Origin of the sequence: Microbispora sp. NPDC046973 (assembly GCF_040644495.1) — a bacterium.
Classification (GTDB): Bacteria; Actinomycetota; Actinomycetes; order Streptosporangiales; family Streptosporangiaceae; genus Microbispora.
Genome location: NZ_JBEYWQ010000011.1, coordinates 55372 through 68313, shown reverse-complemented (window position 1 = coordinate 68313; position 12942 = coordinate 55372). Strand labels below are relative to the sequence as shown.

Here is a 12942-nt window from a genome sequence, read left to right as displayed (position 1 = left end):
CGGCGGCTCTTTCGTTTCCAGGGCCGGCACGGCCGGTCAGAGCGAGTCCGCCGCCCGGGTCCCGTTCAGCCGTCGCACGCCCGCCGCCACCCAGATGCCGGCCAGCCCGGCATAGGCGGTGAGCAGCGCGGCGGAAGGGGAGGACAGGAGCATCGCCAGGGCGGCGGCCAGGCCCAGGAGCATCGCCCAGCCGTACAGGACGGCCCGCCCTCGGGGGGCGCTCGTGTGCGCCGCCTCCTGCACGGGGGTGACCAGCGCCATGACCGCCGCCCCGGCCACTCCCACCGCCTCCTGCGCGGCCGCCACGCCCGTGACGAGCAGCGCCGTGCCGACGGCCAGCAGACAGCAGCACACGAGGGCCGCCCGCGCCTGCCCGCCCTCGAAGAGCAGCCGGGTCGTCCTGGAGCCGGCCAGGCGCAGGGTGGTGACCGCCTCGGCGACCCAGGCCGCCCAGTGCAGGAGCGCGATGAGCACGAACAGGGCGACGACCGGAGGCGCGACCGGCAGCAGGAACAGCATCCGCCACCCGCCGAAGAACGTGCCGCGCAGCCGCGAGAGCAGGCGATAGACGGGGTTGCGCCGCTTGAGCGCCGCCACCAGGAGGCCCCTGGCCTGGTCGAACCCCGGAGCGAGGCGGAGCACCTCGCGGAACGCGCGGGCGGCCTCGCCGGGTGAGCCGAAGGCGAGCTGCGCGCGTCCGTACGCCAGGTGGGCCAGGGCGCTCTCGGGGTCGAGCCCCACGGCCCGCGCGGCGGCCTCCTGCGCCCCGGCGGCGTCGCCGAGCATGGTGAGGGCCACCGCGAGCAGGCTCGCGAGATCGGCGTCCTCGGGCGCGAGGGCGAGCCCGCGGCGCGCCGCGTCGGCCGCCCGCGGCCACTGCTCGGCGTGGACGTGCACCCGGGCCAGCAGCTCCCAGGCCGGGGCGTGCTCGGGGGCGAGCTCCAGGCACGCCCCCGCGGCGTCGGCGGCTTCCCTGGGCCGGCCCGCCCGGTAGTACGCCTGACCGGCCACGTAGTGCGGGAACCAGTGGTCCGGCGCGAGCCGTACCGCCTCCGTCGCCTCGTCGATCGCCTCGGCCGGCCTCCGCTGCTCCGCCAGCGCGACCGCGAGGAAGGCGTGCCCGTCGACGTTCTGGGGATCCTGGGCGAGCAGGCCCCGCAGCTCCCGCTCGGCCTCCTCCGGGCGGCGCAGCTCCAGCAGCGTCCGCGCCCGCTCGAGCGGCGCCGCGGCGGTCACCATCTGACCTTGCTGCCCTTCTTGCCGTCGATCCAGGGCATCAGCTCGTCCCAGGCGCCGGAGTCGTTGGCGTGCAGGACGTAGTTGCGCGCCGTTCCCAGCCACTCCTTCACGGCCGTCGGCCTCGTCGCCTGGGCCACCACGAGCAGGTCGTTCGTCGTCAGCGGGAGGGGACGGCCCGCGCTGATCGACTGGCGCAGCTTGGTCTCCACCGCGCGGTCGACCACGCCCTTGAGGTCCGCACCCACGAACCCGTCCGTCACCTTCGCCACCGCGTCGAAGTCCATCTCGGCCAGCGGTTTGTCGCGGCACAGGATGCGCAGGATGGCGGCGCGGGCGGAGGTGTCGGGCGGGGGCACGAAAACCATCTGGTCGAACCGCCCGGGACGCCGGAACGCCACGTCGATGTACCAGGGCGCGTTGGTGGCCGCCAGCACCAGGACGCCCTCGTTGGCGTTCTCCTCCACGCCGTCGAGCTCGGCGAGGAACTGGTTGACCAGCTGCCGGGTGTGCGCCTGCCGCATGTCGGAGCGGCGCGCGGCCAGCGCGTCCACCTCGTCGAAGAAGAGCACGCACGGCCGGTTGCGGCGGGCCATCTCGAACGTGGCCCGCAGGTTGCGCTCGCTCGAGCCGATGTACATGTCCAGGATGTCGGCCAGCCCCACGCTGATGAACGCCGCGCCGAGCTCACCCGCCGCGGCCCTGGCCAGGTGGGTCTTGCCCGCGCCGGGAGGGCCGTACAGCAGCACCCCGCCGCCCGCCCGCTTGCCGAACGCCGCGAACAGTTCGGGCTGCTGGACGGGGAGCAGGAGCTTCACCCGCAACGCCTCCTTGACCGCCTCCATGCCGGCCACGTCGGCGAAGGTGACGCCGGAGCGCTCGGTCTCGGGGGCGTCGGCGTGCGCCTCGGGCGCGTACGGCGGGCCGGAAGGGGCGGGTTGCGGCGGGTGGGGCGCGACGGGCTGGGGCGCCAGCCGGGCGGCCAGGTCGGGGTCGGCCAGCGAGGGATCACGGGCGACCGCGTCGTGGTAGCGGCGCGCCGCCCCGGCCACGTCGCCCTCGCCCAGCAGCGCCCTGGCGGCGAGCAGCCCGGCGCGCGGCGCGTGGCCGGGAGCCGCCAGGAGCGGTTCCAGCGCCGACAGCGCGGCGCCGTACGCGCTCTGCCGCACGAAGGCCTCCGCGAGACCGGCGATGACGTCCGGGTCCTGGGGCGACAGCACGAGGGCGGCGCGGAACTCGGCCTCGGCCTCGGCGAGGTACCCCTTGGTCAGAAGCTGCTCGGCGAGGTGGCGCCGCAGGGGAAGGTTGTCCGGAGACAGCCGAGCCGCCTCGCGGAGGGCGTGGAGTCCGGCGTCGTCGAGCACGGCCCGGCTCCCTTCTGTCGAAGGCTGGTCAGGTCAAATGACCGTAAGGCTACCGAAGCAGTCAGACAGAAGATCTCGGCCAGGGAGCGTCTAGTCCTGCAGTTCCAGCACGCGGGCGTGCAACACCGAGCGCTGGTGCAGGGCGGCACGCAGGGCCCGGTGCAGGCCGTCCTCCAGGTACAGCTCGCCCTTCCACTGCACCACGTGCGGGAACAGGTCGCCGTAGAAGGTCGAGTCCTTGGCGAGCAACGAGTGCAGGTCCAGCACCGCCTTCGTGGTGATCAGTGTGTCGAGCCGGACCTGCCGGGGCGGGATCCGCGCCCACTCGCGGGACGACAGTCCGTGCTCGGGATAGGGCCGTCCGTCACCGACCAACTTAAAGATCACGGTATGTAGTTTAGGAGACGACGCAAAGGTCCGCGCCCGAGGCCTTGCCGGGGTCTCAGATGCTCCCGGAGAAGGTGTCGCAGCGCGCCGGATCGCCCGACGAGTAGCCGTTCGTGAACCACTTCTGCCGCTGGGCCGAGGTGCCGTGGGTGAACGCGTCCGGGTTGACCCTGCCCTGGGCCTGCTCCTGGATGTGGTCGTCGCCGACCGCCGCGGCGGCGTCGAGCGCCTCCTGGATGTCGGCGTCGGTGAACGGCTTGGCGTAGAAGCCGGTGTCCACCGCGTTCTTGGCCCACACGCCGGCGTAGCAGTCGGCCTGGAGCTCGAGGCGCACCGAGCCGCTCTCCGCGCCCTGGTCCTGGCCGACGCGGTTCATGGTGCCGAGCAGGTCCTGCGCGTGGTGGCCGTACTCGTGGGCGATCACGTACGCCTGGGCGAACGGGCCGCCCTTGGCCCCGAACCTCGACTGCAACTCGTCGAAGAACGACAGGTCCAGGTAGACGTGCTTGTCGTTGGGGCAGTAGAAGGGGCCGACGGAGGAGTCCGCCGCGCCGCAGCCGGTCTGCACCCCGCCGGAGAACAGCGTGGTCTTCGCGCCGCTGTATCCCTGGATCTGCTCGCTCCAGTACTTCTGGATGCTGTTGACGACGCCCACGACCCGGCACTTCTCCGACTGGTCGGCGTCGGCGCCGGTCTTGCACTGCGCGCTCAGGTCGCTGGTCGGCTGCAGGCCGGCGGGCTCGTCGCCGCCGCCCGTGATGTTGCCGGGGTTGACGCCGAAGATCAGGGCCACGATGAGGGCGATGATGCCGGCGGCTCCGCCGCCGATGGCCAGGCCTCCGCCGCGGAACCCGCCCCCACCGCCGACGTCCTCGACCTGCGAGGTGTCGAGTTGCGCTCGGTCATCGAAATCCATCTGCGACGCTCCCGATGGCGTGCCGTCACTGTGTTTCCCGCTTCGCCGTCGGGGCGCTCACGGCCCTCTCGGCTCGCTCGGTGGTGCTGGCCGCCTACTGCCCCGGATGGCGGCGATCATGCCTGGCGGCCCGCCATGCCGGATCTGTCTTGCCCCGATCTTCGCGTTTTGCCGGGTTAGGATCACCGCGTGCCTCTGACCGCCTTACCCCGGCTGGTGCCGCCGATGCCGGGCGGGCGAGGATGGGCCGGCCCGCTGGCCGTGGCCGCTCTCGGGGGCTTCCTCCGGTTCGACCGTCTCGATGTCCCGCACGCGCTCGTCTTCGACGAGCTCTACTACGCCAAGGACGCCTACTCGCTGATCACGTACGGCGTCGAGCGGCAGTTCGCCGACGGCGCCGACCAGGTGTTCGCACGCGGCGGCACGGACGTCTTCAAGGCGTGCGGGACGTTCGAGGAGTGCGGCGCCTACGTCGCCCACCCTCCGCTCGGCAAATGGCTGATCGGCGCGGGAGAGTGGCTCTTCGGCGTCACGCCCTTCGGGTGGCGGTGCGCCGCCGCGCTCGCGGGCACGCTCAGCGTGCTGGTCCTGGCGCGGACCGCCCGCCGGATGACCCGCTCGACCCTCCTCGGCTGCCTCGCCGGTCTGCTGCTGGCCCTGGACGGCCTGCACCTCGTGCTGTCGCGCTCCGCGCTGCTCGACGGTTTCCTGACGTTCTGGGTGCTCGCGGGCTTCGCCTGCCTGGTCGCCGACCGCGACGCGGCCCGCACCCGGCTGACGGAGTGGTATCGCACCTCGGCCCTGCACGGGCCCGCTCCCCGGCTCGGGCCGCGGCCCTGGCGGCTGGCGGCCGGGCTGTGCCTGGGCGCGGCGACGGCGACCAAGTGGACCGGCCTGCTGTTCGTCGTGGCGTTCGGGATCATGACGCTCGTCTGGGACCGCGGTGCCAGGCGCGCCGTCGGCCTGCCCCGGCCGTACCGGCAGGCGTTCCGCCTCGACTGGCCACTGGGCCTCGCCTGGCTCGGCGCCGTACCCGCCGTGGTGTACGTCGCGTCGTTCGCCGGATGGTTCGCCTCGGCCGGCGGCTGGGGCCGCGACTGGGAGCGCGCGACCTCGAACGGCTGGGCCTACTTCGTCTTCGACTCGCTCCGGTCGCTGGTGGACTACCAGAGCCAGGTGTTCGGCTTCCACCAGGGGCTGAGCGCGCACCACGACTACCAGTCGGACCCGTGGACCTGGCCGCTGCTGCTGCGGCCGGTCGCGTTCTTCTACCAGTCGCCCCACGGCACGTGCGGCGCCGCCTCCTGTTCTCAGGCGATCCTCGGGACCGGCACCCCGGTGATCTGGTACGGCGGGCTGCTCGCGCTGATCGCGATGGTGGTTCGGTACGTGAGGACCCGAGACTGGCGGGCGGGCGCCGTCCTGCTCGCCTACGCGGCGGGATGGCTGCCGTGGTTCTACTTCGCGCTGGCCGACGACCGAACGATGTACCTGTTCTACGCGCTCCCGGCGGTGCCGTTCATGGTCCTCGCGATCGTGCTGGCGTGCGGGCTCGTCCTCGGGCCGCCGGGCGCGCCGGCCGCGCGGCGCTCCACCGGGGCGGCGGTGGTGGGCGCGTTCACGCTGCTGGCGCTGGTGAACTTCTGGTGGCTGTCGCCCGTGCTCACCGCCGTGCCGGTGCCGTACGACGTCTGGCTGAGCCGCATGCTGCTGCGCGGCTGGATCTGATCCGATCGCTAGCTGTAGACGATGAAGCCGGGATAGACGTGGACGCCGGGGCGGCCCCCGATCTCCGCCACCGCGTCGCGGATCTGCCGCAGGTGCTCGACCGTCATCTGGAGCGGCGGCTCGTCCGGCTGGTAGGTGGTGCGGATCGGGTAGTCCTCGCCCGGCACGCGGGTCATCTCGATGTGGCAGCCGAGAACGTGGGTGACGGGGCGGGCCTCGGCGAACTTCACCAAGCGGTCGATGGTCTGCTCGAACGCCGGCCAGTCCTCGACGTACAGCCGCCCGGGGTAAACGGTGTCACCGGTCAGGAGCAGGCCGGTGGACCGATCGTAGAAGGTCACCGCCGACCTGTGGTGCCCCGGGCTCGCCACCACGTCCAGAACGCGGCCGCCCAGATCCAGGGTCCCGGGCACGTCGAGATCGTCGCCGAGTCCGAAGAACTCGCGTACGCGCTCCGGCGCGGGGTCCACGATCACCGTGTCCGGGCGGTCGCGGAACTGGCCGTCGCCCGCGATGTGGTCGCCGTGGCCGTGCGTGTGGGCGACGAGGAGCCCGTAGTCCTCGCGGGGGTGATCGGCCAGCCGACGGTCCACGATCTCGTCCACCGTCCGGCGCAGCGGGAAGTACGCAGGGGACGCCGTCGCGCCTGTGTCCAGCAGCAGGGCCCGGGTGTTCCCGAACATCAGGAACATGAAGGGCGCCTCGTAGTTGATCGCCTTGTTCTGGCGCAGGACGAACGTGTGCTCGTCGTACCGGTGCACCTGGATGTCGGGGTCGGTGTTGTGCTTGGCCGACTCGGAGCCGTGGATCCACCGGACGTCGAGGTCGCCGGCCTTCGGAATCGCCGGGAAGTCGATCTGTTCCATCCGGCCCACCCTCCTGCCTCCCTCCGCCGGCTGTCCAGGCTAGAGGCGGGTCGCGGCGCGGACCAGCCCGGCGACGGCTCGCGACCGGCTGTGCGGCGGCCATGCGATCACCGTCGTCACCGCCGGTGCGTCCAGCACCGGCACGGCGGCGAGGTCGTGGCGCAGATGAGTCCGGCACGACTCCGGCAGGACCGCCGTGGCCCGGCCGAGCGCGATCAGCTGGAGAAGCTGCGCGTGGTCGCGAACCTGCGGGCCGGGGCCGTCCGGGTAGGTGCCGTCGGGGCGGGGCCAGCGCGGCGTGGGCAGGCCGGACAGCGCGGTGACGTCGGCCATTCGCAGGTGGGCCCGGCCGGCGAGGGGGTGCCCGGCGGGCAGGACCACGACCTGCCCCTCCGTGCACAGCTCCTCGACGTCGAACCCGGCCGTCGAGTCGAACGGCCGGTGCAGCAGGCCCACGTCGGCCCGCCCGTCGCGCAGCAGCCGCTCCTGCTCGCCGGGCCCGCACAGGAGCACGTCGACGGCGACCGCGCCGGGCTCGGCGGCGTACGCGTCGAGCAGCTTCGGCAGCAGATCGCCGGAGGCCCCGGCCTTCGTGACGAGGACCAGGCCGGGCCGTCCGGTCGCGGCGAGGGCGGCGCGGCGGGTGCGGCGCTCGGCGGCCTCGACCGCGTCGAGAGCCGCCTGGCCCTCGCGCAGCAGCACCGACCCCGCCTCGGTCAGCGTGACGGTGCGGCTCGTGCGTTCCAGCAGCGTCACCCCGAGCCGCCGTTCGAGCTGCCCGATCGCCCGCGACAGCGGCGGCTGCGCGATCCCGAGCCGCTGCGCGGCCCGCCCGAAGTGCAGCTCCTCGGCGACGGCGACGAAGTATCGCAGCTCACGCGTCTCCATGCCGTCACGGTATCGCCGGGAGCGCGCGATCGATACCCGGGAGGTATCGACGCCCACCCAAACGGTGTTGGAGGTCCGGCCGTGGGCGCGGACAGGATGAGACGCATGAGCGAACGGACGATCGCGCTGGTGACCGGCGCGAACAAGGGGATCGGATACGAGATCGCGGCCGGCCTGGGCGCCCTCGGCTGGAGCGTCGGCGTCGGCGCCCGAAGCGATGAGCACAGGCAGGCCGCGGTGGAGAAGCTGCGCGCGGCCGGTGCGGACGCGTTCGGCGTGCCGCTCGACGTGACCGACGACGCGAGCGTGGCCGCCGCCACTGAGCTGATCGAGGAGCGCGCGGGCCGCCTCGACGTGCTCGTCAACAACGCCGGGATAACCGGCGGCATGCCGCAGACGCCCACCACGGTCGACCCCGCCACGATGCTGGCGGCCGTGGAGACCAACGTGATCGGCGTCATCCGCGTCACCAACGCGATGCTGCCGTTGCTGCGCCGCTCGGCGTCGCCGCGGATCGTGAACATGTCCAGCACCGTCGGCTCTCTCACCCGGCAGACCACTCCCGGGGCCGAGACGGGCCCGATCTCCGCCGCGTACGCGCCGTCGAAGACGTTCCTGAACGCCGTCACCGTGCAGTACGCCAAGGAGTTGCGCGACACGAACATCCTGATCAACGCCGGCTGCCCCGGGTTCTGCGCGACCGACCTCAACGGCTTCCGGGGCGTCCGTACGCCGGAACAGGGCGCGGCGATCGCCATCCGGCTCGCGACCCTGCCCGACGACGGCCCGACCGGCGGGTTCTTCGACGACGCCGGGCCGGTGCCCTGGTGACACGCGGCATCACACGCGTCCGGCCCTGATGGCGACGGCCTCGATGTCGGCAGGGGAACCGGTCATGATCGTGCGTACGTGCTCGGTGACCAGTTCGACCGGCCAATCCCACCAGGCCGCGCGCGACAGCCTTTCGACGTCGGCGTCCTCATAGCGGCGGCGGATGGCGCGGGCCGGGTTGCCGCCGACGATCGTGTAGGGCGGCACGTCCGCGGTGACCACCGCGCCCGTGGCGATGATCGCCCCGTCGCCGATCGTCACACCCGGCATGACGGTGACGCCCCGGCCGAACCACACGTCGTTGCCGACCACGGTGTCGCCCCGGCTGGGCATGGCCGTGACGATGTCGAGGGTGCGTTCCGCCCAGGCGCCTCCGAACATCGTGAAGGGAAACGTGGAGACTCCCATGGTGGGGTGCTCGGCGCCGGCCATCAGGAAGCGGGTGCCGGTGGCGATGGCGCAGTACTTGCCGATCACCAGACGCTCCGGGCCGTACGCGTACAGCACGTTGCGCCGCTCGAACTCGCGGGCGGTCTCCGGGTCGTCGTAATAGGTGAACTCCCCGACCTCGATGCGCGGGTCTGTGACCAGGGGCTTGAGGAACACCACCCGTTCGTGCTCAGGCAGCGGGTGCAGCACCGACGGGTCGGGGATGGCGGACGTCATGCGGGCGTGTCCTTCCAGAATCGGTTCTCAGACCAGGGTGGAGATGCAGAACGGGTGGCCCGCGGGGTCCAGCAGGACTCGCCACCGGTCCGGGTCCGGCTGGAACTCGGGCTTCACGGCTCCCATGGCCAGCAGCCGGGCCTGCGCCGCGTCCAGATCGTCGACGCCCAGCTCGATGTGGGCCTGCTTCTCCTGGGAGGGGTCCGGCCAGGTGGGACGCCGGTAGTCGGCCAGCCGGTTGAACCCCAGCCCGGCCGCGCCCTCCTGGCCGAGCAGGACGAAGTCGTCGGTGGAGAAGACGACGGGCAGGCCGAGGGCCTCCCCGTAGAAGCGGGCCAGTTCTGCGGGGTCCGGGCAGTCGAAGGTGACGGCGGAGTAGCGGAACGCGGGGGCGGAGGTGTTTTCCATGCGGGAGACGCTATGACGAGATCAGGACAGATCCGGTCCTGGTCGTATGGAACACTTCAAAAAGTGCTCAGCGCCTCCGCCCGCCTGCTGCGACTGGTTTCCCTGCTGGTCGCCCGGCCCTCGTGGACCTGCGCCGAGCTGGCCGAGCGGACGGCCGTCACCGAGCGCACCGTGCGGCGGGACATCGCCAAGCTCCGCGAACTCGGCTATGCCGTCGAATCCGACCCCGGACCATGGGGTGGTTACCGTCTGCGGGCCGGATCCCGCGTGCCGCCGCTGATCCTCGACGACGAAGAGGCGCTCGCCGTGGCCGTCGGGCTGCGTGAGGCGGCGCTGAGCGGCGCCCTCGGCAGGGATCAGGCCGCGCTGTCGGCGCTCCTGAAGCTGCGGCAGGTCCTGCCGCAGCGGATCGCGGACCGGCTCGGCGAGATGGACGCCGCCTTCGTGCACACCCCCAGGCCCGAGGAGCCGCAGATCACGTCCGGCATGCTGCTGGAACTGGCGGCCGCGTGCCGCCGGGGTGAGCGCGCCCGCCTGTCATACCGCGACTGGCAGGGAAGGACCACGGTCCGGGACGTCGATCCCTACCGCCTCGTCCACACCGGACGCCGGTGGTACTTCGTCGCCCGGGATGTGACGCAGGGGCAATGGCGGACCTTCCGGGCCGACAGAGTCGACCGGGTGCAGCCGACCGGGGTCCCGGTGGAACTCGCCGACCCGCCCGACCCCGCGCTGCTCGTCTCCCGCTCCGTCGCGACCGGCCCCTACGCGTTGTACGCGACGATCCGTCTCCCGATGCCCATGGGCCGGGCACTGCGACTGATCCCGGCGACGGTCGGCGCCCATCGTCCCGACGGTCCCGACGCCACGATCGTCGAGGTCGGCGGCCCCGACGCGGACGGGCTCGCCAGGTATCTCGTCGGCCTGGCGACACCTCTGCGCGTCCTTGCGCCCGAGGCCGTACGGCAGGCCCTGCTGCACCTCACCAGGGAGCTCTACGAGGGCAACGAGTGAGGCCCGGACACGGCCCGGACACACGAAAGGCCCGGTTGGATCGACCGGGCCTTTCGTGTTCTTGCTGCTCAACCAAGCGCGGAGGATAGGAGATTCGAACTCCTGAGGGGTTGCCCCCAACACGCTTTCCAAGCGTGCGCCCTAGGCCAACTAGGCGAATCCTCCGTCGGACAGCTTAGCCCACTTTCCGGCGTGGTTTCGACTGTCGTCTCGACGGCCCGCGCACACCCGTCGAGTGGCTAGACTGTCCAGCGGACCCCTCGCGCGGCGTCATCCTGTGAACCTCCCCAGGGCCGGAAGGCAGCAAGGATAAGCGGGCTCTGGCGGGTGTGCGAGGGGTCTCTCAGTTAGCGGGTACGCCGGCCGGGTCGACCCTCCGAGGAGGCGGCATGAGTCTTGCGCTGTACCGCAAGTACAGGCCCGGGACGTTCGCCGAGGTCAAGGGGCAGGAGCACGTCACCGACCCACTGCGTCAGGCGTTGCGCAGCGGCCGGATCCACCATGCCTATCTCTTCAGCGGCCCGCGCGGCTGCGGCAAGACCTCCAGCGCCCGGATCCTCGCCCGGTCCCTGAACTGTGAGAAGGGCCCGACGCCCGACCCCTGCGGGGAGTGCGAGTCCTGCGTCGCGCTGGCCCCCACCGGCCCCGGCCACCTCGACGTCATCGAGATCGACGCGGCGTCGCACGGCGGCGTGGACGACGCCCGCGACCTGCGCGAGCGGGCCTTCTTCGCCCCCGTCTCGGCGCGCTACAAGATCTACATCATCGACGAGGCCCACATGGTCACCCGTGAGGGCTTCAACGCGCTGCTGAAGCTGGTGGAGGAGCCGCCGCCGCACCTCAAGTTCGTCTTCGCCACCACCGAGCCGGAGAAGGTCATCGGGACGATCAAGTCCCGGACCCACCACTATCCCTTCCGGCTGATGCCGCCGGCCACGCTCAAGCGGCTGATGGAGGAGATCCTCGGCTCGGAGTCGGTGCCGTACGAGCCGGCGGCGTTACCGCTGGTCGTACGGGCGGGCGCGGGATCGGCCCGGGACACCCTGTCGATCCTCGACCAGCTCCTCGCGGGCGCCGACGAGTCCGGCATCACCTACCAGCGGGCGGTGTCCCTGCTCGGCTACACCGACGGCGACCTGCTGGACGAGGTGGTCGACGCGTTCGCCAAGCGGGACGGCGCGGCCGTGTTCCAGGCCGTGCACCGGGTCATCGAGGGTGGTCACGACCCGCGCCGCTTCGCGACCGACCTGCTCGAACGCTTCCGCGACCTGGTGATCCTCTCCAACGTCCCCGAGGCCGCCGGCAGCGGCCTGCTCGACCGGCCGGCCGACGAGCTGGAGCGTCTGCAGGCGCAGGCGGCGTCGATGGGCCCCGCCGAGCTGACCCGGGCGGCCGAGGTGTTCAACGCCGGGCTGACCGAGATGCGCGGCGCGACCTCCCCCCGCCTGCTGCTGGAGCTGATGTGCGCCCGCGTGCTGCTGCCCGGGGCCGACCAGGGCGAGGCCGCGCTGCTGACCCGGCTCGAACGGCTGGAGCGCGGGGTCGCGGCCGGGACCTACGCCGCCGCGCCGCAGGCTCCCGCCGTTTCCCCGCCCGCGCCGTCTCCCGCGCCCGCCGCTGCGTCCTCCGCTCCGGCCCCGCAGGTCCAGGCGCCCGCCGCGCCCGCCGCTCCCGCTGCTCAGGCCGCCCCGGCGGCCGAGCGGAGCGCCGACGACTGGCCCACCCCCGTACGGCCCGGCTCCGGGGCGGCCCCGCCGCCTCCGCAGGCGCAGCAGGCCCAGGCGCCCGCCGCGGGCGGGGGGCCGGTGCAGCAGGCCTGGCCGCAGGTGCTCGAAGCGATCAAGAACCGCCAGCGGGTGGCCTGGATGATCCTCAACGCCCAGGGCAGGCTGCTCGGCGTCGAGGGCAACGTCGTGACCGTCGGCTTCGAGAAGCCGGGCGACGTGCAGGGCTTCCTCAAGGGCAAGCGCGACGAGGTGGTGGCCGCCGCGCTCGGCGACGTGCTCGGCGGCACCTGGCGCGTCGACGTGGTCGTCGGCGGCTCGGGTCCCGGCCCGGCCGGCCCCGCCACCCGCGGGCCGTCCGGTCCGCAGACGCCCACGCCGCCGCCCGCGCCGTCTCCCGCGCCCGCGGCTCCGCCGGCCGCGCCCGCCGCGTCGGCTCCGCCTGTCATGCCGCCCACCGGGGCCACGCCCGCGCCGGCCTCGGCCGCTCCCAAGGCCGCCCCGGCTCCGGAGCGGAAGGCCGCCCCGCCCGCGGCGTCGCCCGGCGGGACGACCGACGAGTCGTGGCCCGACGCGCCGTCCGACGACTACGACGCGCCGTCCCCGGCCCCGCGATCCACGCCGAGCCCAGGCCTCGCGGCGGCGCGCTCGGCGGCCAGGGCCGCCGCCCAGACCGGCCCCCGGCAGGCCTGGCCGGAGACGGTGCCCGGCCGTACGGGCGGGGCCTCCCGTCCGGACGACGACGTGGACCCGCTCAACGACGACGACGCGGACGTCAGCGAGCTGTCCGGCATGGCCCTGATCCAGCGCGAGCTGGGCGGCCGTGTCATCGAGGAGATCGATCACTCCTGACCGCCTTCCCCGCTCGCGGGACGGCCGCCGCATGGACGGAGACTGGTGGGGTAACCGGTGTC

Annotated in this window: 12 protein-coding genes, 1 tRNA gene and 1 other RNA gene; 5 read left to right on the top strand and 9 right to left on the bottom strand. The window is 72.9% G+C overall.

From position 1 onward, the window contains the following. Positions 1-36: 36 nt before the first annotated feature. The 4 genes from ABZ860_RS21255 to ABZ860_RS21240 all read right to left on the bottom strand — a co-directional run bounded on the left by ABZ860_RS21255 (position 37) and on the right by ABZ860_RS21240 (position 3903). Positions 37-1239 (bottom strand): tetratricopeptide repeat protein, encoded by a 1203-nt coding sequence (locus tag ABZ860_RS21255; protein WP_357222581.1) that lies wholly within the window; start codon positions 1237-1239, stop codon positions 37-39. After that, the gene (locus tag ABZ860_RS21250; RefSeq protein ID WP_357222579.1) at positions 1233-2600 is read right to left on the bottom strand and encodes an ATP-binding protein; all 1368 of its coding nucleotides are present in this window, start codon (positions 2598-2600) and stop codon (positions 1233-1235) included. Before ABZ860_RS21250 ends, ABZ860_RS21255 begins: the two co-directional genes overlap by 7 nt. Before the next feature lie 90 nt (positions 2601-2690). After that, positions 2691-2987: a type II toxin-antitoxin system VapB family antitoxin gene (locus tag ABZ860_RS21245; protein WP_357222577.1), complete on the bottom strand. Its 297-nt coding sequence runs from the start codon at positions 2985-2987 to the stop codon at positions 2691-2693. Between the two features lie 55 nt (positions 2988-3042). Continuing rightward, entirely contained in the window at positions 3043-3903 is an 861-nt protein-coding gene (locus tag ABZ860_RS21240) for a neutral zinc metallopeptidase (protein ID WP_357222575.1), read from the bottom strand. Between the two features lie 189 nt (positions 3904-4092). On the opposite strand from ABZ860_RS21240, the gene ABZ860_RS21235 reads away from it, so the two are divergent. Continuing rightward, positions 4093-5631 carry a phospholipid carrier-dependent glycosyltransferase gene (locus ABZ860_RS21235; protein WP_357222573.1) on the top strand — a complete coding sequence of 513 codons (1539 nt, stop codon included), beginning with the start codon at positions 4093-4095 and terminating at the stop codon, positions 5629-5631. Positions 5632-5639: 8 nt separating this feature from the next. Here ABZ860_RS21235 and ABZ860_RS21230 read toward each other — a convergent pair whose 3' ends face one another. Further along, positions 5640-6497, bottom strand: coding sequence for an MBL fold metallo-hydrolase (locus ABZ860_RS21230; RefSeq protein ID WP_357222571.1), 858 nt, complete (start codon positions 6495-6497; stop codon positions 5640-5642). A 39-nt stretch (positions 6498-6536) separates the two neighbouring features. Further along, positions 6537-7385 (bottom strand): LysR family transcriptional regulator, encoded by an 849-nt coding sequence (locus ABZ860_RS21225; protein ID WP_357222569.1) that lies wholly within the window; start codon positions 7383-7385, stop codon positions 6537-6539. Between the two features lie 105 nt (positions 7386-7490). Here ABZ860_RS21225 and ABZ860_RS21220 point away from each other — a divergent pair, with 105 nt between their 5' ends. Beyond that, entirely contained in the window at positions 7491-8216 is a 726-nt protein-coding gene (locus ABZ860_RS21220) for an SDR family oxidoreductase (protein WP_357222568.1), read from the top strand. Positions 8217-8225: 9 nt separating this feature from the next. On the opposite strand, the gene ABZ860_RS21215 is transcribed toward ABZ860_RS21220, so the two are convergent. After that, positions 8226-8882 carry a CatB-related O-acetyltransferase gene (locus tag ABZ860_RS21215; protein WP_357222566.1) on the bottom strand — a complete coding sequence of 219 codons (657 nt, stop codon included), beginning with the start codon at positions 8880-8882 and terminating at the stop codon, positions 8226-8228. A 27-nt stretch (positions 8883-8909) separates the two neighbouring features. Then, positions 8910-9290, bottom strand: a complete 381-nt coding sequence (locus tag ABZ860_RS21210) for a VOC family protein (RefSeq protein WP_357222564.1) — start codon at positions 9288-9290, stop codon at positions 8910-8912. Positions 9291-9353: 63 nt separating this feature from the next. Here ABZ860_RS21210 and ABZ860_RS21205 point away from each other — a divergent pair, with 63 nt between their 5' ends. Continuing rightward, the gene (locus ABZ860_RS21205) at positions 9354-10304 is read left to right on the top strand and encodes a YafY family protein (protein ID WP_357222562.1); all 951 of its coding nucleotides are present in this window, start codon (positions 9354-9356) and stop codon (positions 10302-10304) included. Positions 10305-10383: 79 nt separating this feature from the next. Here the strand turns inward: ABZ860_RS21205 and ABZ860_RS21200 are convergent. Continuing rightward, positions 10384-10469 (bottom strand) — tRNA-Ser (locus tag ABZ860_RS21200). A gap of 86 nt (positions 10470-10555) precedes the next feature. Here ABZ860_RS21200 and ffs point away from each other — a divergent pair. Together ffs and ABZ860_RS21190 are read left to right on the top strand one after the other, a co-directional pair. Beyond that, positions 10556-10651, top strand: an RNA gene (gene ffs, locus ABZ860_RS21195) — signal recognition particle sRNA small type. Positions 10652-10693: 42 nt separating this feature from the next. Continuing rightward, positions 10694-12880: a DNA polymerase III subunit gamma and tau gene (locus ABZ860_RS21190; protein ID WP_357222560.1), complete on the top strand. Its 2187-nt coding sequence runs from the start codon at positions 10694-10696 to the stop codon at positions 12878-12880. The last annotated feature ends 62 nt before the right edge of the window (positions 12881-12942 follow it).

What these genes read in the sequence shown, in the direction of transcription:
- ABZ860_RS21190 (WP_357222560.1), top strand. Translation starts at nt 10,694, where the DNA reads ATGAGTCTTGCGCTGTACCGCAAGTACAGGCCCGGGACGTTCGCCGAG.
- ABZ860_RS21220 (WP_357222568.1), top strand. Translation starts at nt 7,491, where the DNA reads ATGAGCGAACGGACGATCGCGCTGGTGACCGGCGCGAACAAGGGGATC.
- ABZ860_RS21215 (WP_357222566.1), bottom strand. Translation starts at nt 8,882, where the DNA reads ATGACGTCCGCCATCCCCGACCCGTCGGTGCTGCACCCGCTGCCTGAG.
- ABZ860_RS21210 (WP_357222564.1), bottom strand. Translation starts at nt 9,290, where the DNA reads ATGGAAAACACCTCCGCCCCCGCGTTCCGCTACTCCGCCGTCACCTTC.
- ABZ860_RS21240 (WP_357222575.1), bottom strand. Translation starts at nt 3,903, where the DNA reads ATGGATTTCGATGACCGAGCGCAACTCGACACCTCGCAGGTCGAGGAC.
- ABZ860_RS21225 (WP_357222569.1), bottom strand. Translation starts at nt 7,385, where the DNA reads ATGGAGACGCGTGAGCTGCGATACTTCGTCGCCGTCGCCGAGGAGCTG.
- ABZ860_RS21255 (WP_357222581.1), bottom strand. Translation starts at nt 1,239, where the DNA reads ATGGTGACCGCCGCGGCGCCGCTCGAGCGGGCGCGGACGCTGCTGGAG.
- ABZ860_RS21230 (WP_357222571.1), bottom strand. Translation starts at nt 6,497, where the DNA reads ATGGAACAGATCGACTTCCCGGCGATTCCGAAGGCCGGCGACCTCGAC.